Raw genomic sequence first — 22,154 nt, 5'->3', positions numbered from 1 at the left:
CCTGACCGGCGAGAAGTCGGTGCGGACCCCGACCGCGCGGCGGAAGGGGCGCAAGGGCAAGCTCGGGGTGTTCGGCGCCCGCGGCAATAACCTCAAGAACGTCGACATCGAGATCCCGCTCGGCACCGTGCTGGTGGTCGGCGTCGGCGGCTGGGCCACCTTCACCGAGATCGCCGGCGCAGTGATCGCGCCGGGCCAGCTCGTGGTCGAGTCCGACATCAAGAAGGTGCAGCACCCCACCGGCGGGGTGGTCGGGGAGCTGCGCGTGCGCGAGGGCGACCGGGTCAAGGCCGGCGACGTGCTGATCCGCCTCGACGAGACGCAGACCCGGGCCAACCTCGACATCGTGCTGCGGGCGCTGGACGAGCTCGACGCGCGCCATGCCCGCGACGAGGCCGAGCGCGACGACGCCCCGACGATCGCCTTCCCCGCCGAGCTGCTGGGCCGCCGGGACGCCGACCCCTCGGTCGCCCGCCTCGTCGACGGCGAGACCCGCCTGTTCGCCGCCCGCCGCGCCGGCCGCGCCGGGCAGAAGGCGCAGCTCTCCGAGCGCATCGAGCAGCTGCGCCAGGAGATCGGCGGCCTGACCCAGCAGGCCAACGCCAAGGAGCGCGAGATCGCGCTGATCCTCACCGAGCTGACGGGGGTGCGCGAGCTCTACGCCAAGAACCTGGTGCCGCTCTCGCGCGTCACGGCGCTCGAGCGCGAGACCGCCCGGCTCCAGGGCGAGCGCGGCCAGCTCGTCGCGCAGACCGCCTCGGCCAAGGGCAAGATCACCGAGACCGAGCTGCAGATCCTGCAGGTCGACGGCGACATGCGCACCGAGGTCGGCAAGGATCTCGCCGAGATCCGCGGCAAGCGCTCGGAGCTGCGCGAGAAGCGGGTCGCGGCCGAGGACCAGCTCAAGCGCATCGACCTGCGCAGCCCGCAGGACGGCACCGTCCACCAGATGACGGTCCACACCGTGGGCGGGCTGGTGACGCCGTCCGAGCCGGCGATGCTGATCGTGCCCACGGCCGACCAGCTCGCCGTCGAGGTCAAGATCCCGCCCCAGGACATCGACAGCGTGCGCCGCGAGCAGCGTGCGGTGCTGCGGTTCTCCGCCTTCAACAGCCGCACCACGCCCGAGATCGACGGCACGGTGAGCCGCGTCTCGGCCGACGTCTCGACCGATCCCAAGACCGGCCAGAGCTACTACACCGCCCGCATCCGCGTGCCCGAGACCCAGCGCGAGCGCCTGGGCGAGGTCCAGCTCGTGCCCGGCATGCCGGTCGAGGCCTTCCTCCAGATCGGCGAGCGCTCCGTGATGAGCTACCTGATGAAGCCGCTCGCCGACCAGGTCGCCAAAGCCTGGCGCGAGAAGTAGGCACGCGGGCACGGCCCTGCGCGATGCTTCGCTGCGGTGCCTTGCCTCGTGCGGCCGAATCCTGATATGGGGCCCGCTCTTTCCGCGATGCGTCCGCCGCCATCGCCGTGCGCCCGCGAGGGCGTGCGATCCCGACACCCTTTCGATGGACGGCCGGTCCGACCCGCGCCGCGTGCAAGACCGATGAAGATTCGCAACTCCCTCAAGTCGCTCCGTGGCCGCCACCGCGACAACCAGCTCGTGCGCCGCAAGGGCCGGGTCTACGTCATCAACAAGACCCAGAAGCGCTTCAAGGCCCGCCAGGGCTGAGGCGTCGCGGCATCCGTCCCCGACGGATGCCCGACCGGGCGGCGCGACCGCCCCCGCCGCGCGGCATCCCGCGCGTTGACGCCGGCGGGCGGGGGGACCAAGCTCCCCGCATGGCGCCCATCGCTCGACCGCTCCTGTTCGTCCTGCTCGCGACCGTCTCGACGGCCGCCGCCGCGGCGCCGCCCGGCAATCCGGACCGCCATCCGGCGGCCGCCGCCGAGCCGAAGGCGCAGGACCGCAAGCCCGCCGCCAGCCTGAACGAGCTGTACGAGCGTCTCCGCAACGCCGAGGACGACGCCGAGGCGAAGGGCGTCGCGACCCTGATCGAGCGCCGCCTCGACCGGTCCGGCAGCGCCACCGTGGACCTCCTCACCGATCGCGCCCGCCAGGCGATGACCGCACAGGACTTCGCCCTGGCCGCCGAGCTGATGGACCGCGCCACCGCGATCGAGCCGGCCTGGTCCGAGGGCTGGAACCGGCGCGCGACGGTGTTCTGGCTCCTGACCGACAGGGAATCGGCGATCGCCGACCTGCAGCGTGCGCTGGTGCTGGAGCCGCGCCACTTCGAGGCCTGGGCGGCCCTCGGCCGGATCTACCTGTCGATGGACGACAAGGCGCGGGCGATGAACGCCTATCGCCGGGCGATCGCCATCTACCCGCGCATGCCGAAGCTCAAGGACGCGATGGAGCGTCTGTCACCCGAGGTCGACGGTCGCGACCTGTGAAGGCCGTGATCCTCGCGCTCGCGAGCCTGCTCGGCCTCGTCGCGGCCCTGATCGGCGCCGTCCTCGGCGCGGGCGCGGTGGCGACGCTGATCATCACCGCCCGGGTCTCGGCGCAGCATCCCCCGGAAGGGCCGTTCGTCGACGTCGCCGGCGGCCGCCTCGCGACGATCCAGGCCGGCCCCGAGACCGGGGCCCGCGCCACGGTCGTGCTGCTGCACGGGGCCTCGGCCAACGCCTCAGACCCGATGGAGGGCGTCGGGCGGGCGCTCGCCGCGCAGGGTTTTCGCGTCGTCGCCTTCGACCGGCCGGGCTTCGGCTGGAGCGACCGGCTCTCGGGCGAGGACGCCGCCGCCCCGGCGGTCCAGGGGGCGGCCATCGCCGAGGCGCTGGAGCGCATGAACGTCGGCCCGGCGATCGTGCTCGGCCATTCCTGGGCGGGCGCCCTGGCGCTGAGCCTCGCCCTCGACCATCCCGAGCGCGTCTCCGGGTTGGTGCTGGTCGCGCCGGTGGCGCTGCCGTTCCGCGAGGCGCGGACCCCGGCCTGGTACTGGCGCCTCGCGCTCCAGCCGCCGGTGGCGTGGCTGCTGAGCCGGACGCTCGGCCCGCCCATCGGCCTGCGCTTCCTCGAGACGGCGGCGCGCAACGTGTTCCAGCCGCAGCCGGTGGCGGAGGGCTACGTCGACCGCAGCCGGGCCGCCCTGGTCCTGCGCCCGGCCACCCTGCTCGCCAGCGTGCAGGACCTGGTCGCGCTCCCCGCAGCCCTCGCTGCGCAGGCGCCGCGCTACAAATCGCTGCGCGTGCCGACGACGATCGTCACCGGCGATGCCGACGGCGCCGTCGGCAACACGAGTCAGGCCGAACCCCTGAGCCGCACGATCCCGGGGGCCGACCTCGTCGAGCTGCCGGGGATCGGCCACATGGTGCCGTGGGTGTCGACGCAGGCGCTGGTCGACGCGGTGTCGAAGATGGCCGAGCGGGTCGCCGCGCCGGAGGCCGCCCCGGTCGCGCCCTGAGGCGCCGCGTGGACCGGTCGGCGGTCGGATCGGCCGTCAGCGCGACGCGGAAGGCCAGACGACGGCTCGGGCCACGACGACGTGGATGCCGTTGAAGGTCGCCGCCGACGATCCCTACGGGACTTGGCCGAGGGCGAGGGCGTCCGACACGCGACGACGGAACGCCGCGTCGTCCTTGCCGGTCGGCAGGCGATAGGCCGGGAGGCCGTCGGGTGGCTGCGACGTCATCGGGAAGCCTCGCTACGATCGCCGCCGGGGCGAGCGGCGGCGCTCCGTCCCGCCGAAGAACGGGACGGAGCGGCCGATCACGCCTTCGCGGCGTGCTCGCGGGTGATGAAGGCGATGCGCACGAGGTTCGTCGCGCCCGGCGTCCCGAAGGGGACGCCGGCGACCACGATGACGCGGTCGCCGACCTCGGCGAAGCGCTCGCGCACCGCGAACTTCGCGGCCCGGAAGGCCATGTCGTCCACGTCGCTGGCATCGTTGGTGACGATCGGGTGCGTGCCCCAGGCGATCGCCAAGCGGCGCGCGGTCTCGCGCTTGGGCGTCAGCGCGATCACCGTGGCGTTCGGGCGCTCGCGCGAGAGCCGGAGCGCCGTCGAGCCCGAATGGGTCCAGGCCATGATCGCCTCGAGGTCGAGCGCGTCGACCATCTGGTGGGCGGCCGCCGCGATGGCGTCGGCGGCGGTGTGGTCCGGCGTCGAGTTCTGCGCGCGGATGATCGACCAGTACAGGGCGTCGCGCTCGACCTCCTCGGCGATGCGGCTCATCATGCCGATCGCCTCGAGCGGGAAGGCGCCCGACGCGCTCTCGGCGGAGAGCATCACCGCATCCGCGCCCTCGTAGACCGCGGTCGCCACGTCGGACACCTCGGCGCGGGTCGGCACGGGGGCGGTGATCATCGATTCGAGCATCTGCGTCGCGACGACGACGGGCTTGCCCATCCGCCGGGCGCCGCGGGTGATGCGCTTCTGCACGCCGGGCACCTGCTCCAGCGGCATCTCCACGCCGAGGTCGCCGCGGGCCACCATCACGCCGTCGGAGATCTCCATGATCTCGTCGAGCCGGGTCAGCGCCTGCGGTTTCTCGATCTTGGCCATCACCAGGGCGCGGCCGGCGCAGACCTTCTTCACCTCGGCCACGTCCTCGGGCCGCTGCACGAAGGACACCGCGATCCAGTCGGCGCCGACGTTGAGGCCGGCCTCGAGGTCCGAGCGGTCCTTGTCGGTCATCGCCGGCAGCGGGATCACCGTGTGGGGCAGGGAGACGCCCTTGCGGTTCGAGATGCGGCCGCCGACCTCGACGCGGGTCACGGCGCGCGTCTCGCTCGCCTCGGTGACGGTGAGGCGCAGCTTGCCGTCGTCGATGATGACGGAGTGGCCCGGCTCCAGGGCGGAGAGGATCTCCGGATGGGGCAGGTAGCAGCGGTGGACGTCGCCCGGCGTCGGGTCGCCGTCGAGGACGAAGCTCGCGCCGTTCTCGATCATCGCGAACCCCTCGGCGAAGGCGCCGAGCCGGAGCTTCGGGCCCTGGAGGTCGACCAGGATGCCGATCGGGCGCTTGAACTCGCGCTCGACCGCGCGGATCGCCTCGACCTTCTCGGGCAGCTTCTCGCGCGGCAGGTGGCTCATGTTGAGCCGGAACACGTCCACGCCGGCGCGGAAGAGTTTCGCAATCATCTCCGGCGAGTCGGAAGCCGGACCGAGGGTGGCGACGATCTTCGTGCGGCGTGAACGTTTCATCGGGCCTCCTGGGGCACATCGCTGCCGCCGCGTGCCCCTTGGCGGAACATCATGAAGTCGTGACGACGGACATGCGGCCAGAAGCACCGGTCATGCTGCCCCGTCAAGGCGGGGCGGGGGGTTCAGGGCTGCGGTGCAGCCGGCTGGTTGGGGTCGGAGAGCTGGATCGTCCAGCTCTTCTGCTCGCCGGTGTCGACCTCGAAGAAGCCGTTGCGGTCGTAGCCGCGGGCGAGGCAGTCCTCGACGCCGCGGATCGTGAACTCGCTGTCGCGGGTGCACATCAGCGAGCGCCCGCTCCACTCGCCGCCGCGCGTGTAGTCGACGGCGAAGACGTAGTAGAACCGTGCGGCCAGGGCGCCCTTGAGCAGGGTCTCGCACGCCTTCGGCGTCAGGTCCCACCAGCCCTCCGTGACCCAGCCCTGCGGGTCGCGGTAGCCCAACGCGATGCCGACCTTGCTCGGGGTGAGGTTGCACAGGCGCAGGTCCGCGCGGGCCGGCGAGGCGCCGAGCATCGCGAGCCCGAGCGCCGCGCCGATCACGAGAAGCCGCAACGCAAACTCCCAAAAAAGTCAGCCGACGAGGATGATGCGGCAGTCGTTGACATTGGTCTTCGTCGGGCCGGGCTGAACCAGGTCGCCGATCTCGGCGAAGAACCGGGTGGAATCGTTGTCGGCCAGCATCGCGGCCGGATCGAGGCCCGCGGCGCGGGCGCGAGCCAGCGTGGTCGGGTCGACGAGGCCGCCGGCTGGGTCCGTCGCCTCGCCGCGGCCGCCGTCGGTGCCGTCGGTGTCGGCCGCGATGCCGGCGATCCCGGTCTCGCCGTCGAGCGCGATGGCGAGCGCCAGCGCGTATTCCTGGTTCGGCCCGCCATGGCCCTCGCCGCGGATCGTCACGGTGAGCTCGCCGCCGGAGATCAGCGCGACCTTGCGGCCCGAGGCCTTGATCTCGCGGGCGATGCGGGCGTGCTCGGCCGCGACCTCGCGGGCCTCGCCCTCGAGGTCGGCGCCGAGCATCACCGGCTCGTAGCCGGCGGCCTTGGCGGCGGCGGCCGCCGCCTCCAGCGCGTCGATCGGCCGGGCGACGATGCGGTACTCGGCCCGCGCGAAGGCCGGGTCGCCGGCTTTCGGGGTCTCGTTCAGCGGGTCGTTCAGCAGGCGGATCGCGGTCTCGGGCAGCGGGATCCCGCGGCGCTCGCAGATCGCGCGGGCGTCGGCGAGCGTCGACGGGTCGGGCACGGTCGGGCCGGAGGCGATCACCGCGGGGTCGTCGAACGGCACGTCAGAGATCGCCAGCGTCAGGATCGAGCGGGCGTTGCGCGCGGCCACCGCGAGGCGGCCGCCCTTGATGCGCGAGAGGTGCTTGCGCACGGTGTTGATCTCGCCGATCGGCGCGCCCGAGCGCAGCATCGCGCGGGTGATCGCCTGCTTCTCGATGAGCGTCAGGTCGCCGGCCGGCGCGATCCAGTTGGCCGAGCCGCCGCCCGAGAGCAGAACCAGCACCTCGTCGTCGGGGCCGGCGGCGGTGGCGAGCGCCAGCGCCTCCCGGGTCGCGGCGATGCCGGCCTCGTCCGGTACGGGATGGCCGGCCTCGACCATGCGGATGCCGGGCGCGTCCTGCCCGTAACCGTGGCGGGCGACGGCCAGGCCGACGATGCGGTCGTCGCCGAGCCCGTGTTGCTCGCGGTAGAACCGGCTGGCGACCGCCGCCATGCTTCCCCCCGCCTTGCCGGCGCCGAGGATGATCAGCCGGCCCGGGGTCGGGGGCGGCAGGTGCGCCGGCAGGCAGGTATCGGGGTGGGCGGCCTCGATCGCCGCGGCGAGGAAGCCGTCGAGCAGGGTCCGCAGGGCGCGCGTGGCGGGGTCGATCTCAGGCGTCATCGGTCAGGGTCTCGCGCGTCGTTTCCTCGTTCGTGCGGTCCTCGCCTTCGCGACCCGCGGGTGCGGGCAGGGGCGACGGGCTCTTTAGGCGACGGGCCTGTTTCTTGCCGTGGCCGTTTCTTGCCGTGAGCGCACGATCCTTGATACGTGCTCTGCCCGAGCCTTGCCGTGACGGCAAGACCTCCCAGCCTCCGCGAACCGAACCGGACCCGTGCCCCTGTCCCACAGCCTCGCGCGACACCCGCCCCACCCGGTCGAGACGATCCCGGGCGATCCCGGCTGCGGGCTGATCCTGGCCTGCGACCACGCCTCGAACCACGTGCCCGACGACATCGAGCTCGGGCTGCCCGAGGGCGAGTTCCGGCGCCACATCGCCTACGACATCGGGGCGGCGGGCGTGACCCGGCGGCTCGCGGCGCTGCTCGGCGCGCCGGCGATCCTCACCGACTTCTCGCGGCTGATCATCGACCCGAACCGCGGCCGGGCCGACCCGACGCTGGTGATGCGGCTCTCGGACGGGGCGGTGGTGCCCGGCAACGCGCGGATCGACGAGGCCGGCAAGCAGGCGCGCATCGCCCGCTTCTACGATCCGTTCGACCGGGCGATCGATGCCGCGGTGGCGGCGGCCGACACCGCGGCCGGCCCGCCGATGCTCCTGACGATGCACAGCTTCACCCCGTTCTGGCGCGGCGTCCCCCGGCCCTGGGAGGTCGGCATCCTCTACGACCGGGACGAGCGCCTCAGCGCGCCCTTGATCGCGGGCCTGCGCGCCGACCCCGCCGGGCTGACGGTGGGCGACAACGAGCCCTACGGCGGCGGCCTGCCCGGCGACACGATCGACCGGCACGCCACCGCGCGGGGGCTGGCCAATGCGCTGGTCGAGATCCGCCAGGACCTGATCGCCGCCGAGGCCGGGCAGGGCGAATGGGCCGCGCGCTTTGCCGGGCTTCTCCGCCCGCTGATGAAGGGTCGCGCTTGACGCGGGCACGCTTGACTCGGGCGCGCCCTGCGCCGACCTCCAGCGGATCATTTACGAACAGCGCGAGAGGCCGATGACCGAGATCGATCCGAAGACGCAGACCGAGCTCGAGGCGGCGGTCTACCGGCGCTTGGTGGCGCATCTCCAGGCGCGTACCGATGTCCAGAACATCGACATGATGAACCTCGCCGGCTTCTGCCGGAACTGCCTGTCGAATTGGATGAAGGACGCGGCCGACGCCGAAGGCCTCGGCCTGACCAAGGACGAGGCCCGCGAGCGGGTCTACGGGATGCCGTTCTCCGAATGGAAGGCGAAGTACCAGACCGAGGCCAGCCCCGAGCAGCAGGCCGCCTTCGCCAAATCCGCGGCGGAGCCGCACTGACGCGTTCCGCCGCCGGGCCGCGGCGACGCGTTCCACGGCGGGGCTGCGCGGGTCGCTCCGGCTAAGCTCCCGGTAAGTTTACTCCCCTACGAACCGGGCAGGACAGGAGAGAACCATGAACGCGCATGCCATGCCGACCCCCGGCGACGTGTCATCATCCGAGGGCGTGGCCGCCGACGAGCTTCGCGCGTTCATCGAGCGCATCGAGCGCCTCGAGGAGGAGAAGAGCGGCATCGCCGGCGACATCAAGGAAGTGATGGCCGAGCTGAAGGGCCGCGGCTTCGACGTGAAGGCGGTCCGCACCATCCTGCGCATGCGCAAGAAGGACCACAGCGAGCGCCAGGAGGAGGAGGCGATCCTCGAGCTCTACATGCAGGCGCTCGGCATGGTCTGACGGCTCGCGACGGCATGCTCGACCACGGTCGAGCATGCCGCAACGTCCGAGGCGACCTTCAGCCCACCTGGGCCAGGGCCTGCGCGATGTCCGCGATCAGGTCCTCGACGTTCTCCAGGCCGATCGACAGGCGGACGGTGTCGGGGCCGACGCAGGCTGCCTCCTTCTCGTCCTTCGGCAACTGGCGGTGCGTCGTCGTCGCGGGATGGATCGCCAGCGACTTGATCTCGCCGATGTTCACGAGGTGCGAGATCAGCTCCAGGCTGGTGATGAACGTCAGCGCGGCCGGCTCGCCGCCCTTCAGGGCGAAGGTGAAGATCGAGCCCGGCCCCTGCGGCACGTAGCGCTGCGCCAGCGCCTCGCCGGGCTGGCCGGGCAGGCCCGGATAGCTCACCCAGGCGACGGCCGGATGGTCCTTGAGGTAGGCGGCGACCGTGCGCGCGTTGGCGCAGTGGCGCGCCATCCTGAGCGGCAGGGTCTCGATGCCGGTCAGCGTCAGGAACGCGTTCATCGGCGAGAGGCCGGGGCCGAGGTCGCGCAGGCCGAACAGGCGGCAGGCCACGGCGAACGGGTTGTCGGGGAAGCGCTCGGTGATGACGAGGCCGTCGTAGTCGGGCCATGCGCCGGTGATCAGGTTGTAGTGGTCGGTCCTCGTCCAGTCGAACCGGCCGGCGTCGCAGATCACGCCGCCGATGGTCTGGCCGGAGCCGCCGAGGAACTTCGATGTCGAGTGCACGACGATGTCGGCGCCGTGCTCGATCGGTCGGATCAGGGCGGGCGAGGCGAGGGTGTTGTCGACGACGAGCGGCAGACCGTGGCGCCGGGCCACCTCGGCGATGCCGGCGATGTCCATCACCGTGGCGCACGGGTTGACGATCGACTCGCAGATGATCGCCCGGGTCTCCGGCGTGATCGCCGCCTCGAAATCGGCCGGCGTCAGGCCCTTGGCGAAGAGCGGCTTCAGGTCGTAGCGCCCGTCGAGCCGCCGCATCAGGCCGAGCGAACCACCGAACAGGCGCGGCGAGGCGACGTAGGCGTCGCCGCTCTTCATCAGCGTCAGCATCACCAGCAGCAGCGCCGACTGCCCCGAGGACACGGCGATGGCGGCCTTCGCGCCCTCGAGCGCGGCCACGCGCCGCTCAAGGGCGGCGACGGTGGGGTTCGAGCCGCGCGAGTACGAGAACCCGGTGCGGCGCATGTTGAAGATGTCGGCGGCCTGCTCGGTGGAATCGAACACGAAGCCGTTGGTGAAGTAGATCGGCTGCGCCCGCGCGCCGGTGGCCGGGTCGGGGCTGGCACCGGCATGGATCGCCTGGGTGGCGAATCGGGGCGTCTTCGGCGTGTCTGTCATCGAACTCGGTCCTCGGGACCATGCCCTATCACGGCGGACCGGGGGAGGGGCAACCGCGGGCAGGGCCCGTCGGGCCTGCGGGCGTGGGCTCAGGCCGCGCGGTGGATGAAGGAACGCAGCGTCCGGACCAGGGTGTTGGGCTCGTAGGGCTTCGGGATGAAGCGGGCGCCGTCGGGCATGTCGTAGGGGCCGGGCGTGCCCATGCCGGACACGACGAGGACCGGGATCGCCGGCCAGCGGTCGGCCACGAGGCGGGCCAGCGCGAAACCGTCCATCGAGCCTTGCGGCATGTCGACATCGGTCATCAGAACTTGAACGTCGTCGCGATTCTCAAGAACCTTCAGCGCCTTGTCCGCATGGCTCGCTTCGAGAACCGTGAAACCCGCATCGGCGAGGGTGTCGGCGGCTTCCATCAGAAGAAGGCCGTCGTCTTCCACCAGGAGAACGACGGGTTGATCTGTCGGGCTGTCGGTCATCAGGCCTGCGGACACTGTGTTTGAACACCAGCACCGGGGCCTATTCCCCGGTGTCCGCCTCGTCAAGGCGCGCGCTCACGCCGGCCTCGGCCCCCACAGGATGAGGCCGGCGCCGGCGAGACAGATCATCGCGCCGGAGAGGTCCCAGCGGTCGGGCGGGCGATCCTCCACGAGCCAGAGCCAGGCGAGCGAGAGCGCGATGTAGATGCCGCCGTAGGCGGCGTAGGCGCGCCCGGCGGCCTCCGCCTCGACCCGGGTGAGCAGCAGCGCGAACCCGGCAAGCGCGAGGGCGCCGGGCAGGAGCCAGAGCGGCGAGTACCCGAGCCTGAGCCAGGCCCAGGCGGCAAAGCAGCCGGCGATCTCGCAGAGGCCGGCTGCGACGTAGACGAGGAGCGTGGACACGCCGCGACCTCTCTCACGCCCGGCGGCGATCGCCAATGGGCGGCGCCCGCCTGGGCGTCGCGCCGGATCCCCGGCGGGGGTGCCTCAGGCGGCGACGACCGAGGCGAGCGGCGCCTCCAGGGTCAGCACCGCCCCGGTCGGCGGAAACCGGAGCGCGACCGCGCCGCCGAAATCGTGGCTCAGGCACCGGGCGATCAGGCGCGTGCCGAACCCCGTCCGCGTCGGCGGCGCGACCGGCGGACCGCCGATCTCCTCCCAGCGGAAGCGGAGGCGCGCATCCGGCTCCGTCTCGTCGATCGCCCAGGAGATCGCCACCCGGCCGGCGCCGGTCGAGAGCGCGCCGTACTTGGCGGCGTTGGTGGCGAGCTCGTGCAGCATCAGCGCCAGGGTCAGGCCGTGGCCGGCGGCGAGCGTCAGGTCGGGACCGCTCACCGTGAACTGGCCGGGCACCCCGTCGCCGTGCAGCGCCACCGCGCCGGCGACGAGGCCCGACAGCGAGGCGCTCGACCACGCGCCCTGAACCAGCACGTCGTGGGCCTGGGCCAGCGCCACGAGGCGGGCATCCAGCGCCCGGCCGGCCTCCTCCAGCGAGGGGGCGTTGCGCAGGGTCTGCGTCGCCACCGCCTGGACCAGGGCGAGGGTGTTCTTCACCCGGTGCGCGAGCTCCTGCATGAGCAGGGTCTGGCGCGCCTCGTTGCGCTTGAGGTCGGTGATGTCGCGCGACACCGCGAGGATGCGTTCGGGGCGGCCGTCGGCGCCGTCGATCGGCGTCACCGCGATGTCCCACCAGGTCGGCGCGGCGCCCGCGTTCAGAACCGCCTGGAACCGGCACGGCCGCCCGGCCCGCGCCGCATCGAGGGCGTCGCGGATGCCGGCACGGCTGTCGGGGGCGGACCAGAAGTCGATCCAGGCCCGGCCGACGAGGCCGGCGAACGTCTCGACGCCCAGGACGGCGGGCCCGTTCTCGCTCACGGTGATCAGGCGGCCGTCGAGGTCCAGCACCTTCACGAAGTCGGTGGTGGTCCAGAGGATGCGCCGGTTGAACTCCTCGCTGGCCCGGAGCTGCGCGTTCAGCTCCTCGGCGCCGGCGAGGCGGGCGGCACCGCGCGCCAGGTCGCGCCGGCAATGCTCCACGGTGCTCTCGGCCTCGGCGCGCATCCGCACCGCCTCGGCGACGATCCGACGTGCCTCGATGCGGCTGGCGCCGCGTTCCGAGACGACGATCCGGCCGAGGCGCGCATTGCGTTCGGCTTCCGCGTCGGCCTGCCGGCTCGCCTCGCTCAGCAACGCCCGGAGATGGTGGTTCTCCGCCTCGAGGGCGGAGAGCCGCCGGTCGGCGACCGTGGCCTGAAAGGCGGAAATCTTGCAACTCGCGCCCGTGTCCATCGCACAAGCTCCCCTTCGACGACCGTCGCGCGGCGCCGGCGGGCGTGTCCGCGAGGCGTGCGACGGCGTATCGACCCGCGAAACGCGCGGCGTGGCGACGCGATGTCGAGACGCGGAGCGCGACCGGCGAATGAATCCGCTTCTGAGCCGCGCCCCACCCGCATCCTCACGATTCGGTGGGCGGAATTACGCTAGCATATCGGCCCGGGCCTGCAAGGCACGATTGTAGTCAAGCCGACCGGACCGGAACGGATACAAGTCTAGGCCGTCGCGCAGGACGTCACTTCTTCCGTCCAAGCAGCACGAGCCAGCCGACGCCGAGGGTGAACACGACCAGGCCGATCGTGACGAAGACCGGCGTCCCGAGGTCGATCAGGCGCGGCGCGAGCTGGGTGGCGAAGGCGGCGACCACCAGCGCCACCGCGACGCGGGCCGCCGCCCGCTCGATGCCGCGGGTGACCTTGTCGAGGCCCTTCACCTCGATCTCGACGGTGACGCGGCCTTGCTTCAGACGCACCAGCATCAGGTGGATCAGCGTCGGCAGCTCCGAGGCGGCGCCGTAGAGGCCGACGCCCAGCGCCTCGGCCTTGGTTTTCAGCCCGGTCAGCGAGAACTGCGTCTGCATGCTCGCCCGCACCGTCGGGCCGGCGGCGGCGAACAGGTCGAAGTTCGGATCGAGGTGGCGCATCACGCCGTCGGCGGTGACGAGGCCCTTGAACAGGATCGCAAGGTCGGTCGGCATCGCGAGGTCGTTCTCACGCGCCATGGTCATGAAGTCGGTGAGCACCAACCCGAGGTTGAGCGGGATCGAGGAATGGCTCTCGACGAAGGCCTGCGCCGAACCTTCCAGCCGGGTCAGGTCCGGGCTGCTCGAGCCGGTCCAGTCGAGCAGCACCGCCATCAGCCCGTCGGCGTCCTGCTTCAGCATCGCGCCGATCAGCACGAGCAGCTGGTTGCGCCGCTTCTGCGACAGGCGCCCGATGATGCCGAAATCGATGAATCCGATCCGGTTACCCGACATCGCCAGCATGTTGCCCGGGTGCGGATCAGCGTGGAACACGCCCTCGATCAGAGCCATCTTCAGGAAGGCGTCGGTCCCCTTCTGGGCGAGCAGCTTCTTGTCGACGCCGGCGGCGGCGAGCCGCGCCTCGTCGTTCGGGGGGATGCCGTGGATGAATTCCTGCACCAGCACCCGCTCGGAGCACCACTCCCAGTGGATCTTCGGGAATACGATGTCGTCGCGGTCGGAGAACAGCGAAGCGAGCAACTCGCAGTTGCGCGCCTCGTTCATCAGGTCGAGCTCGCCGTTCAGGCCGGCGGCGAGGTGGCGCATCTGCTCGCCCGGTTGGTAGCGGGCCATGTCCGGCCATTCGGTCTCGACGATGCGGGCGCCGTGCGCCATCAGGCGCAGGTCCGCGTCGATGATCTTGCGCAGGCCCGGGCGCAGCACCTTGACGATGACGTCCTCGCCCGAATGCAGCTTGGCCCGGTAGACCTGGGCGATCGAGGCCGAGGCGATCGCGTTGGTGTCGAACTCGGCGAAGATCTCCTGCGGCGGCGCCCCGAGGTCGGCCTCCAGCTGCGGGCGGATCGTCTCCCAGGAGACCGGCGAGACCTGGCTGTGGAGCTTGGCCAGCTCCTCGGTCCACATCGGCGAGAGCAGGTCGGGACGGCTGGCGAGCACCTGGCCGAACTTGATGAAGGTCGGCCCCAGAGCCTCGATCGCGCGGCGCAGGCGCTCGGGCTCCGACAGGCGGGTGACGTCGATCTTCGGCTTGCGGCGCGGAAGGATCGGGATGTAGCGCAGCCCGAGCCGGTCCACGACCTTGTTGACGCCGAAGCCGATCAGGATCGAGGCGATCTCCGACAGCCGCTGACGGTCGCGCGCGGCAACGAAGGCGGTTTTCAGCATAGAGCGGATCGATCCGTGCGGGGCGACGAGGGAAGGTGCCCGGACAGCACGAGCATCGGGTCTTTTTTAGGGTCGGAGACCGCGCCGTCCCGGATCGGAGGGCTGCGGCGCTTCGGCCCGGACGGGCGCGCCTTCCCGCATCCAGCGGCTGCGCCTCCCCATCACAGGCGGCCGAGCCGTGCTGTGACGGGGGCCGGCGCCTTGCACCGCCGCGGCGGGGAAGCGTAAACCGCGTGCCAGCGCTGGCGCGAACGTGATCGTGCCCGAACGACCCGGCCGAGGAGAGACCCATGACGACCGACCGGCTGCCCGGCTTCAACACCCTCGCGATCCACGCGGGCGCGAGCCCCGATGCGGCCACGGGCGCACGGGCGACGCCGATCTACCAGACCACGAGCTTCGTGTTCGACGACGTCGACCACGCCGCCTCGCTGTTCGGGCTGCAGGCCTTCGGCAACATCTACTCGCGCATCACCAACCCGACCAACGCCGTGCTGGAGGAGCGCATCGCCGCCCTCGAAGGCGGCACCGCGGCGGTCGCGGTGTCGTCCGGCCACGCGGCCGAGTTCCTGACGATGCACGCGCTGATGCAGCCGGGCGACGAGTTCATCGCGGCCAACAAGCTCTACGGCGGCTCGATCAACCAGTTCAACCACAGCTACAAGAACTTCGGCTGGAGCGTGGTCTGGGCCGACACCGACGACCCGTCCTCGTTCGAGCGGGCGATCACGCCGCGCACCAAGGCGATCTTCTGCGAATCCATCGCCAACCCGGGCGGCGTCATCACCGACATCGCCGCCCTGTCGGAGATCGCCAAGCGCCACAACATCCCGCTCATCGTCGACAACACCATGGCGACGCCGTACCTGATCCGCCCGTTCGAGCACGGCGCCGACATCGTCGTGCACTCGGCGACGAAGTTCCTCGGCGGCCACGGCAACTCGATCGGCGGTCTCGTGGTCGACGGCGGCACCTTCCCCTGGGCCGGCGACGCGCGCTACCCGATGATGAGCCAGCCGCGCCCGGAATATGCCGGCATGGTGCTGGCCGAGACCTTCGGCAATTTCGGCTTCGCCATCGCCATCCGGGTGCTCGGCCTGCGCGACCTCGGGCCGGCGCTGTCGCCGTTCAACGCCTTCCTGATCCTCAACGGCATCGAGACCCTGCCGCTGCGGATGCAGCGCCACTGCGACAACGCCATGGCCGTCGCGACGCACCTGGCGGGCCACCCGGCGGTGTCGTGGGTGAGCTATCCGGGGCTCGAGACCGACCACTACCATCAGCTCGCCAAGCGCTACACGCCGAACGGCTTCGGCTCGGTCTTCACCATCGGCCTCGCGGGCGGCTACGATGCCGGCGTGAAGCTCGTCGGCAACCTGCAGCTGTTCTCGCACGTGGCGAACATCGGCGACACGCGCTCGCTGGTGATCCACCCGGCCTCGACCACCCACCGCCAACTCACCGACGCGCAGAAGACCGCGGCCGGCGCCGGGCCGGAGGTGGTCCGCCTCTCGATCGGCCTCGAGGACCCGGCCGACCTGATCGAGGACCTCGACGGCGCGCTCGGCGCTTAGCCGGCCCCGCGCCGGCCTCCCGCCCGCGTCGACGGCACGATGCGGCTGGAGGCTCGGCCGCCGTGACGCCGACGGGTCCGGCCCGGTCTGCGAGACGGCGATCCGCGAGCAGGATGGCGGCGCGCCGTGCCCGTCCGCGCGACCGCATCCACCGCGCTATGCAATCCAAGGATGAAGGTCCGGACGCCGCCGAAAGTCCGGCCGCCGGCGCGGGCCGGGCTCGCCGTCGCGCGGTTGCGATGCGCGGCTATCGGTCCGTCGCCAGGAACAAGGGCGCCGCTCGGCGGTAGCACCAACACGTCCCGGCGCTCCGGCGATAAGGATCCCAACCCATGTTCATGCGCATCGACAAGCTGCAGGCCGAGCTTCCGCAGCCGAAGCGACCCGATCCGAACGCCGCTGCGGCCCTGCAGGAGCTGCTCGGCGGCAAGTACGGCGAGATGTCCACCCTCGGGAACTACATGTTCCAGAGTTTCAATTTCCGCAACAAGTCCAAGCTGCGTCCGTTCTACAGCCTGGTCTCCAGCATCTTCGCCGAGGAGCTCGGCCACGTCGAGCTGGTCTCGACCGGCGTCTCGATGCTGAACAACGGCCCCGGCGACGACACCAAGGACGTCGACATCTCCAAGGCGCCCTTCGAGGACATGAAGGACATCCGGCTCGCCGGCAGCTTCCTATCGAACGGCGGCGGCGCGATGCCGATGAACTCGAACGCCGCGTCCTGGAACATGGACATGGTGACGACGACCGGTAATCTGATCATCGACCTGCTGCACAACTTCCACCTCGAATGCGGCGCCCGCCTGCACAAGCTGCGCGTCTACGAGACCCTGACGGACCCGACCGGTCGCGAGGTCTGCGGCTACCTGCTGGTGCGCGGCTCGGTCCACGCCCACGCCTACGCGCTGGCCTTGAAGAAGCTCACCGGCGTCGAGATCGAGAAGATGCTGCCGACGCCCAACATCGTCCTCGACAAGATCCCCGAGTGCCAGAAGTACCTGCAGGAGGGGAGCCACCGCCGCCTCTACACCTTCAGCCCGAACGACTACGCGGAAGCCGCCGGCGTCTGGTCGAACGACGAGGTCGCGCTGCCGGGTGATCCGCCCGGCCAGCTCGAGATCGTCGACGGCCACCCCGAGGGCGGCAAGATCCCGGAGCTCGACGGCAATTACGGTGCCTTCGCCCCCGACTACGCGCCCGAGGAGATCTTCGAGATCGCGAGCAAGCTCTACAAGAAGAGCCGCTGATCCGAGGTCGAACGACGAGGCCGGCGCTCCCGCGAGGGGCGCCGGCCTTTCTGTTTGCGGCCCTGGCAATGGATGCGCCGGCGCGCGCCCGGCGTTCGCTCAGGCGGCCAAAGCCGGTTTGGCGTGGCGCGCGTAGAGGAATTCCAGCACCTCCGCCCGGCAATGGACGTAGTCCTTGTCCTCGACCAGCTCGAGCCGACGGCGCGGGCGCGGCATCGGCACGGTCAGCACCTCGCCGATGGTGGCCGACGGGCCGTTGGTCATCATCACGATGCGGTCGGACAGGAGCACCGCCTCGTCCACGTCGTGGGTGATCATGATCACCGTGTTCCGCAGGCGCACCTGGATCTCCATGAGCTGATCCTGGAGATGGGCGCGGGTCAGCGCGTCGAGGGCGCCGAACGGCTCGTCCATCAGCAGCACCGTCGGCTCTATGGCGAGCGCCCGGGCGATGCCGACGCGCTGCTTCATGCCGCCGGAGATCTCGGACGGCCGCTTGTCGGCGGCGTGCACCATGTTCACCAGGGCGAGGTTGTGCTCGATCCAGGCCTTGCGCTCCGCCTTCGACTTCGTCCTGGCGAGCACCTTGTCGACGGCGAGCGCCACGTTCTCGCGCACCGTGAGCCAAGGCAGCAGCGAATGGTTCTGGAACACCACCGCCCGCTCGGGCCCGGGCGACGACACCTCCTTGCCGTCGAGCAGAGTGACGCCAGTCGAGCTCTTCAGAAGCCCGGCGACGATGTTGAGCACCGTCGACTTGCCGCAGCCGGAATGGCCGATGATCGAGACGAACTCGCCCTTGGCGACCTTGAGGTTCACGTCGCGCAGCACCTCGGTGGTGATGCCGCCGCGGGTGAAGCTGATGCCGACCTGCGAGAGGTCGAGATGGGATGGGTTGGCCATGGTCCCGGTCCTCAAGCTGCGCTGGTGCCGCGGGTGACGACCTGGCCGACCGCCGCCACCAGCCGGTCGAGGACGAAGCCGATGACGCCGACATAGACCAGCGCCACGATGATCTCGCTGATGTGTGAGGAGTTCCAGGCGTCCCAGATGAAGAAGCCGATGCCGACGCCGCCGATCAGCATCTCGGCGGCGACGATGGCGAGCCAGGACAGCCCGACGCCGATGCGAAGCCCGGTGAAGATGTACGGGGCCGCCGCCGGAAGCATGACCTTCATGAAGAACTCGATCGGGTTCAGGCGGATCACCGCGGCGACGTTGCGGTAGTCCTGCGGGATGTTGCGGATGCCGACCGCGGTGTTGATGATGATCGGCCAGATCGAGGTGATGAAGATCACGAAGATCGCGCTGGGCTGCCCGTCGCGGAAGGCGGCGAGCGACAGCGGCAGCCAGGCCAGCGGCGGGATCGTGCGCAGCACCTGGAAGATCGGGTCGAGGCCGCGCATCGCCCAGTCGGACTGGCCGACCAGCGTGCCGGTCAGGATTCCGACGATCGCCGCCAGCGCGAAGCCGAAGGCGACGCGCTGGAGGCTGGCCGAGATGTGCCAGAACAGGCCCTTGTCGGTGCCGCCGTTGTCGTAGAACGGGTGGGCGATGATGTCCCAGGCCTCCGTCACCACCCGCGAGGGCGGCGGCAGGCCGGCGGTGGGCCGCGAGCACGCGACCTCCCAGAACAGCAGGAAGGCCGCGAGCACCACGAGCGGCGGGATCAGGTTGGCGGCCAGGCCCTTCGCCCGCTTGGCGGTGAGGAAGGGCGTGCGGCTCTTCACGGCGGCGGCATCGCGGGCGGCGGTGCCGAGGGCGGTCTTGTCGGCGATCGTCGAGGTGGCGGCCATCACGAGACCTTCTTGATGCCGAGGCTGGCGAGGTAGGCGGCGGGGTTCTCGGGATCGAAGACCTTCCCGTCGAACATCGTCTCCTTGCCGCGGGACGTGCTGGTCGGGATCGCGGAGACGCCGAGCGTCTTGGCCGCGTCGCGCCAGAGGTCCTCGCGGTTCACCTTGGCGATCAGCGCCTTGGTGTCGGTCTGCGCGTCGAACTTGCCCCAGCGGATGTCCTCGGTGAGGAACCAGGAATCGTGCGACTGGTACGGGTACGAGGCGTTGTCGGCCCAGAACTTCATGGTGTGGGGGCTGTTCTCGACGACGCGGCCGTCGCCGTAATCGAACTTGCCCTTCATCCGGTCGATCACGTCGGTGACCGCGATGTTGATCCACTGGCGCTTGGCGACGATGCCGGCGAGCTCGTCCCGGTTCTCGGGCTTGTCGCACCATTGCTGGGCTTCCAGCACCGCCATCAGGAGCGCCTTGGCGGCGATCGGGTGCTTGTCGACCCAGGCCGCTCGCATGGCGAAGGCCTTCTCCGGATGGTCCTTCCACAACTCGCCGGTGGTGAGCGCGGTGTAGCCGATCCCTTGCGTGATGAGCTGCGCGTTCCACGGCTCGCAGACGCAGAAGCAGTCCATCGTGCCGACCTTCATGTTCGCCACCATCTGGGGCGGCGGCACGACGATGGTCTCGATGTCCTTGTCGGGGTCGATGCCGCCGGCGGCGAGCCAGTAGCGGATCCAGAGGTCGTGGGTGCCGCCCGGGAAGGTCATCGCCGCCTTGACCGGCTTGCCCGAGGCCTTCTTCCGCTCCAGGGCCGCCTTGAAGGGCTTGGCGTCGAGGGCGACCTTGTCGGGCATGTACTCCTTGCCGACGGAGATGCACTGCCCGTTCAGGTTGAGCCGGGCCATGATGTACATCGGCGTCGGCTGGTTGTTCTGCGTCACCCGGCCGGCCGTGATCAGGTAGGGCATCGGCGTCAGGATGTGAGCGCCGTCGATGCCGTTGCCCTCGGAGCCGAGCACGAGATTGTCGCGGGTGGTGCCCCACGACGCCTGCTTCATCACCTCGACGTCGGGCAGGCCGTACTTGGCGAAGATGCCCTTCTCCTTGGCGACGAAGAGCGGGGCGGCGTCGGTCAGCGCGATGAAGCCGAGCTTGGCCCCCTTGACCTCGGGGCCCGCGCCCTGCGCGAAGGCGCCCCCCGGCAGGGCGAGGCGCACGGCGGCGGCGAGCGACAGGGCGCCGGCCGCGCCCTTGAGCAGGCCGCGGCGGGTGCCGGTGCCGGACGCTTCGGCGAGGGGGGACCGGTCGAGGGTGAATTTCGGCTCGTCGTTACGCATCTGCGGCAGGATCCTGACCTTGAAAACTACGCCGGCGCCCGCCGATCCGCGCACGAACGCGCCCCGCTGCCCGGAAGGATCTTCGGGGCGGAGCGGATCGCATCAGCGGCGTTGCTGGCGGAGGCGGTGCCGTCTCCATTGACGGACGGTGCAGCTCAGCAGGTTTCGTGCCAGGCTAGCGCAAGTGAAGACTGGCCGAGGCTCGGCGCAAACCTGCCGTCGCATTGAGCTTTTCGCCCCGGGACATCCCTTCGCAGCGCACAAAAAACGCGCGCCGGCGCCGGGATTACGGATCGTGACGTAATCGTGCGTCGTTTCGCGAAACGCCGCGGTTTCGGCGGGCGGGATGCTGTGCAAACGCGGCGCGCTCGACTAACCGGGGCGCACGTCAACACCGCGCGACCGCGAACGATCATGCTCCAGACCACGCCGTCCCCCCTGTCGGCCCGCCGGGTCCTCGCCGCGAGCTTCGTCGGCACGGCGATCGAGTTCTTCGATTTCTACATCTACGCCACCGCGACCGCGCTGGTGATCGGCCCGGTCTTCTTCCCGCCCGGCGAGCCCGGCGTGCAGCAGCTCAGCGCCTTCGCGACCTTCGCGATCGCCTTCCTGGCGCGGCCGGTGGGCGCGGCCCTGTTCGGGCATTTCGGCGACCGGGTCGGGCGCAAGGCGACGCTGGTCGCCTCGCTGCTGATCATGGGCGTCTCGACGGTGCTGATCGGCTGCCTGCCGACCTACGCCACCGCCGGCTGGTGGGCGCCGGCGATGCTGTGCCTGCTGCGCTGCGGCCAGGGAATCGGCTTCGGCGGCGAGTGGGGCGGCGCGGCCTTGCTCGCGGTCGAGAACGCGCCGGCGGGCCGGCGCGCCTGGTACGGCATCTTCCCGCAGCTCGGCGCGCCGGTCGGCTTCATCCTGGCCAACGTCAGCTTCCTGGCGCTCAGCTTCGCCCTGAGCGCGGAAAGCTTCCAGGCCTGGGGCTGGCGGCTGCCGTTCCTGGCCTCGGCCGCGCTGGTCGGCGTCGGCCTCTACGTGCGGCTCAAGCTCAGCGAGACGCCGGCCTTCAAGGCGGCGCTCGCGCAGGCCAAGCCCGAGCGCGTGCCCTTCGCCGCGATGGTGACCGGGCACGGCCACGCGCTCGTCGTCGGCACCCTGGCGATGGTGGCGGTCTACGCCGTGTTCTACATCTCCACCGTCTTCGCCCTCGGCTACGGCACTGCGGCGCTCGGCTACGCGCGGCCGGCCTTCCTGCTGTTCGAGTGCATCGCCGTCTGCTTCATGGCGCTCGGCATCGCGCTCTCCGGCGCCAACGCCGACCGCTTCGGGCGCAGACCGGTGCTGATGGCCGGCATGGTGGTGGCGTTCGGCCTCGGCGGGCTGCTCGGGCCGATGCTCGGCTCCGGCTCGGGCGCGGTCGTCCTCGCCTTCCTCTGCCTCAGCCTGTTCACGATGGGCTGGATCTTCGGGCCGATGGGCGCCCTGCTGCCGGAGCTGTTCCCGACCCGGGTGCGCTACACCGGCGCCTCGGTGACCTACAACCTCGCCGGCATCGTCGGAGCCTCCGGCGCCCCCTACATCGCCCAGCGCCTGGTCGACTGGGGCGGGATCGCCTGGGTCGGCGCCTACCTGGCGGTCACGGCGGTGATCAGCTTCCTCGCGGTGCTCGCGATGCCGGAGACGCTGCGCAAGGGCGTGTGAACGGCGACCGTCGGCCGGCCGGGCTCCTGCGCCCGATCAATTCCGCTTGTCGAGGGGCCGCCCGAGGAGGCGCGCGAACTCGGCCTCGATCTCCTCCACCGAGAACGGGTTGGCGGCGGGCTTCGGAGGCGCCGAAGCGGGTGCCGGCGGGGTCTCGACCTTCGGCGGCGGGGGAGGCGGCGCGGGCTCGACCC

The 22,154-nt window shown here is 71.0% G+C and carries 22 protein-coding genes; 10 read left to right on the top strand and 12 right to left on the bottom strand.

What is annotated here, in order from left to right; translation table 11 throughout:
- The first annotated feature begins 106 nt into the window (after nt 1-106).
- The 4 genes from FV227_RS21605 to FV227_RS21590 all read left to right on the top strand — a co-directional run bounded on the left by FV227_RS21605 (nt 107) and on the right by FV227_RS21590 (nt 3,413).
- The gene (locus FV227_RS21605) at nt 107-1,366 is read left to right on the top strand and encodes an HlyD family type I secretion periplasmic adaptor subunit (protein ID WP_246688372.1); all 1,260 of its coding nucleotides are present in this window, start codon (nt 107-109) and stop codon (nt 1,364-1,366) included.
- Between the two features lie 183 nt (nt 1,367-1,549).
- Nucleotides 1,550-1,675 (top strand): type B 50S ribosomal protein L36, encoded by a 126-nt coding sequence (gene ykgO, locus FV227_RS21600; protein WP_003601867.1) that lies wholly within the window; start codon nt 1,550-1,552, stop codon nt 1,673-1,675.
- A 110-nt stretch (nt 1,676-1,785) separates the two neighbouring features.
- Nucleotides 1,786-2,400: a tetratricopeptide repeat protein gene (locus FV227_RS21595; protein WP_147859864.1), complete on the top strand. Its 615-nt coding sequence runs from the start codon at nt 1,786-1,788 to the stop codon at nt 2,398-2,400.
- Nucleotides 2,397-3,413: an alpha/beta hydrolase gene (locus FV227_RS21590; protein ID WP_147728958.1), complete on the top strand. Its 1,017-nt coding sequence runs from the start codon at nt 2,397-2,399 to the stop codon at nt 3,411-3,413. Before FV227_RS21595 ends, FV227_RS21590 begins: the two co-directional genes overlap by 4 nt.
- A 114-nt stretch (nt 3,414-3,527) precedes the next feature.
- Here FV227_RS21590 and FV227_RS29530 read toward each other — a convergent pair whose 3' ends face one another.
- The 4 genes from FV227_RS29530 to FV227_RS21570 form a co-directional block, all read right to left on the bottom strand.
- On the bottom strand, nt 3,528-3,641 hold the full coding sequence (locus FV227_RS29530) for a DUF1737 domain-containing protein (RefSeq protein WP_210246734.1): 114 nt from the start codon (nt 3,639-3,641) through the stop codon (nt 3,528-3,530).
- Between the two features lie 77 nt (nt 3,642-3,718).
- Nucleotides 3,719-5,155: a pyruvate kinase gene (pyk, locus tag FV227_RS21580; RefSeq protein WP_147728957.1), complete on the bottom strand. Its 1,437-nt coding sequence runs from the start codon at nt 5,153-5,155 to the stop codon at nt 3,719-3,721.
- A gap of 122 nt (nt 5,156-5,277) precedes the next feature.
- A complete protein-coding gene (locus tag FV227_RS21575; protein ID WP_147728959.1) occupies nt 5,278-5,667 on the bottom strand; it encodes a DUF1036 domain-containing protein in 390 nt (129 codons plus the stop codon).
- Nucleotides 5,668-5,724: 57 nt separating this feature from the next.
- Complete coding sequence (locus FV227_RS21570) at nt 5,725-7,032, bottom strand: glycerate kinase (protein WP_147859863.1); 1,308 nt, start codon at nt 7,030-7,032, stop codon at nt 5,725-5,727.
- 211 nt (nt 7,033-7,243) lie between these two features.
- Between FV227_RS21570 and FV227_RS21565 the strand changes: the two genes are divergently transcribed.
- From FV227_RS21565 to FV227_RS21555, 3 genes are all read left to right on the top strand, one after another.
- Nucleotides 7,244-8,011 (top strand): N-formylglutamate amidohydrolase, encoded by a 768-nt coding sequence (locus tag FV227_RS21565; RefSeq protein ID WP_147727300.1) that lies wholly within the window; start codon nt 7,244-7,246, stop codon nt 8,009-8,011.
- A gap of 73 nt (nt 8,012-8,084) precedes the next feature.
- Nucleotides 8,085-8,393 carry a DUF1244 domain-containing protein gene (locus FV227_RS21560; protein ID WP_147727301.1) on the top strand — a complete coding sequence of 103 codons (309 nt, stop codon included), beginning with the start codon at nt 8,085-8,087 and terminating at the stop codon, nt 8,391-8,393.
- A gap of 115 nt (nt 8,394-8,508) precedes the next feature.
- The gene (locus tag FV227_RS21555) at nt 8,509-8,787 is read left to right on the top strand and encodes a DUF2312 domain-containing protein (RefSeq protein ID WP_147727302.1); all 279 of its coding nucleotides are present in this window, start codon (nt 8,509-8,511) and stop codon (nt 8,785-8,787) included.
- A gap of 58 nt (nt 8,788-8,845) precedes the next feature.
- On the opposite strand, the gene FV227_RS21550 is transcribed toward FV227_RS21555, so the two are convergent.
- The 5 genes from FV227_RS21550 to FV227_RS21530 form a co-directional block, all read right to left on the bottom strand.
- Nucleotides 8,846-10,138, bottom strand: a complete 1,293-nt coding sequence (locus FV227_RS21550; protein ID WP_147727303.1) for an aminotransferase class I/II-fold pyridoxal phosphate-dependent enzyme — start codon at nt 10,136-10,138, stop codon at nt 8,846-8,848.
- An 89-nt stretch (nt 10,139-10,227) separates the two neighbouring features.
- Entirely contained in the window at nt 10,228-10,614 is a 387-nt protein-coding gene (locus FV227_RS21545) for a response regulator (RefSeq protein WP_147727304.1), read from the bottom strand.
- Nucleotides 10,615-10,689: 75 nt separating this feature from the next.
- A complete protein-coding gene (locus FV227_RS21540) occupies nt 10,690-11,016 on the bottom strand; it encodes a YnfA family protein (protein ID WP_147727305.1) in 327 nt (108 codons plus the stop codon).
- Nucleotides 11,017-11,100: 84 nt separating this feature from the next.
- Nucleotides 11,101-12,402, bottom strand: coding sequence for an HWE histidine kinase domain-containing protein (locus FV227_RS21535; protein WP_147859862.1), 1,302 nt, complete (start codon nt 12,400-12,402; stop codon nt 11,101-11,103).
- Nucleotides 12,403-12,682: 280 nt separating this feature from the next.
- Nucleotides 12,683-14,314 (bottom strand): AarF/UbiB family protein, encoded by a 1,632-nt coding sequence (locus FV227_RS21530; protein WP_147859861.1) that lies wholly within the window; start codon nt 14,312-14,314, stop codon nt 12,683-12,685.
- Between the two features lie 290 nt (nt 14,315-14,604).
- On the opposite strand from FV227_RS21530, the gene FV227_RS21525 reads away from it, so the two are divergent.
- A complete protein-coding gene (locus FV227_RS21525) occupies nt 14,605-15,888 on the top strand; it encodes an O-acetylhomoserine aminocarboxypropyltransferase (RefSeq protein WP_147859860.1) in 1,284 nt (427 codons plus the stop codon).
- Between the two features lie 332 nt (nt 15,889-16,220).
- The gene (locus FV227_RS21520; RefSeq protein WP_147728870.1) at nt 16,221-17,135 is read left to right on the top strand and encodes a manganese catalase family protein; all 915 of its coding nucleotides are present in this window, start codon (nt 16,221-16,223) and stop codon (nt 17,133-17,135) included.
- A 99-nt stretch (nt 17,136-17,234) separates the two neighbouring features.
- Here FV227_RS21520 and FV227_RS21515 read toward each other — a convergent pair whose 3' ends face one another.
- Genes FV227_RS21515 through FV227_RS21505 form a run of 3 tightly spaced genes read right to left on the bottom strand, consistent with a single transcriptional unit; the run spans nt 17,235 to nt 20,265 of the window.
- Nucleotides 17,235-18,038 carry an ABC transporter ATP-binding protein gene (locus FV227_RS21515; RefSeq protein ID WP_147728869.1) on the bottom strand — a complete coding sequence of 268 codons (804 nt, stop codon included), beginning with the start codon at nt 18,036-18,038 and terminating at the stop codon, nt 17,235-17,237.
- A gap of 11 nt (nt 18,039-18,049) precedes the next feature.
- Nucleotides 18,050-18,931, bottom strand: coding sequence for a nitrate ABC transporter permease (gene ntrB / locus FV227_RS21510; RefSeq protein ID WP_147728868.1), 882 nt, complete (start codon nt 18,929-18,931; stop codon nt 18,050-18,052).
- Nucleotides 18,931-20,265, bottom strand: coding sequence for a CmpA/NrtA family ABC transporter substrate-binding protein (locus FV227_RS21505; RefSeq protein ID WP_147859859.1), 1,335 nt, complete (start codon nt 20,263-20,265; stop codon nt 18,931-18,933). Before FV227_RS21505 ends, ntrB begins: the two co-directional genes overlap by 1 nt.
- 414 nt (nt 20,266-20,679) lie before the next feature.
- On the opposite strand from FV227_RS21505, the gene FV227_RS21500 reads away from it, so the two are divergent.
- The gene (locus FV227_RS21500) at nt 20,680-21,960 is read left to right on the top strand and encodes an MFS transporter (protein WP_147729685.1); all 1,281 of its coding nucleotides are present in this window, start codon (nt 20,680-20,682) and stop codon (nt 21,958-21,960) included.
- The last annotated feature ends 194 nt before the right edge of the window (nt 21,961-22,154 follow it).

The sequence above is a fragment of the Methylobacterium sp. WL119 genome (assembly GCF_008039875.1).
GTDB lineage: Bacteria > Pseudomonadota > Alphaproteobacteria > Rhizobiales > Beijerinckiaceae > Methylobacterium.
The sequence above is the reverse complement of the archived record's forward strand: the minus strand, read 5'-3'. Positions and strand labels throughout refer to the sequence as shown.

What these genes read in the sequence shown, in the direction of transcription:
- FV227_RS21500 (WP_147729685.1), top strand. Translation starts at nt 20,680, where the DNA reads ATGCTCCAGACCACGCCGTCCCCCCTGTCGGCCCGCCGGGTCCTCGCC.
- FV227_RS21570 (WP_147859863.1), bottom strand. Translation starts at nt 7,032, where the DNA reads ATGACGCCTGAGATCGACCCCGCCACGCGCGCCCTGCGGACCCTGCTC.
- ykgO (WP_003601867.1), top strand. Translation starts at nt 1,550, where the DNA reads ATGAAGATTCGCAACTCCCTCAAGTCGCTCCGTGGCCGCCACCGCGAC.
- FV227_RS21555 (WP_147727302.1), top strand. Translation starts at nt 8,509, where the DNA reads ATGAACGCGCATGCCATGCCGACCCCCGGCGACGTGTCATCATCCGAG.
- FV227_RS21515 (WP_147728869.1), bottom strand. Translation starts at nt 18,038, where the DNA reads ATGGCCAACCCATCCCATCTCGACCTCTCGCAGGTCGGCATCAGCTTC.
- FV227_RS29530 (WP_210246734.1), bottom strand. Translation starts at nt 3,641, where the DNA reads ATGACGTCGCAGCCACCCGACGGCCTCCCGGCCTATCGCCTGCCGACC.
- FV227_RS21525 (WP_147859860.1), top strand. Translation starts at nt 14,605, where the DNA reads ATGACGACCGACCGGCTGCCCGGCTTCAACACCCTCGCGATCCACGCG.
- FV227_RS21505 (WP_147859859.1), bottom strand. Translation starts at nt 20,265, where the DNA reads ATGCGTAACGACGAGCCGAAATTCACCCTCGACCGGTCCCCCCTCGCC.
- FV227_RS21575 (WP_147728959.1), bottom strand. Translation starts at nt 5,667, where the DNA reads ATGCTCGGCGCCTCGCCGGCCCGCGCGGACCTGCGCCTGTGCAACCTC.
- FV227_RS21560 (WP_147727301.1), top strand. Translation starts at nt 8,085, where the DNA reads ATGACCGAGATCGATCCGAAGACGCAGACCGAGCTCGAGGCGGCGGTC.
- FV227_RS21535 (WP_147859862.1), bottom strand. Translation starts at nt 12,402, where the DNA reads ATGGACACGGGCGCGAGTTGCAAGATTTCCGCCTTTCAGGCCACGGTC.
- pyk (WP_147728957.1), bottom strand. Translation starts at nt 5,155, where the DNA reads ATGAAACGTTCACGCCGCACGAAGATCGTCGCCACCCTCGGTCCGGCT.
- FV227_RS21530 (WP_147859861.1), bottom strand. Translation starts at nt 14,314, where the DNA reads ATGCTGAAAACCGCCTTCGTTGCCGCGCGCGACCGTCAGCGGCTGTCG.
- FV227_RS21545 (WP_147727304.1), bottom strand. Translation starts at nt 10,614, where the DNA reads ATGACCGACAGCCCGACAGATCAACCCGTCGTTCTCCTGGTGGAAGAC.
- ntrB (WP_147728868.1), bottom strand. Translation starts at nt 18,931, where the DNA reads ATGGCCGCCACCTCGACGATCGCCGACAAGACCGCCCTCGGCACCGCC.
- FV227_RS21550 (WP_147727303.1), bottom strand. Translation starts at nt 10,138, where the DNA reads ATGACAGACACGCCGAAGACGCCCCGATTCGCCACCCAGGCGATCCAT.
- FV227_RS21520 (WP_147728870.1), top strand. Translation starts at nt 16,221, where the DNA reads ATGTTCATGCGCATCGACAAGCTGCAGGCCGAGCTTCCGCAGCCGAAG.
- FV227_RS21595 (WP_147859864.1), top strand. Translation starts at nt 1,786, where the DNA reads ATGGCGCCCATCGCTCGACCGCTCCTGTTCGTCCTGCTCGCGACCGTC.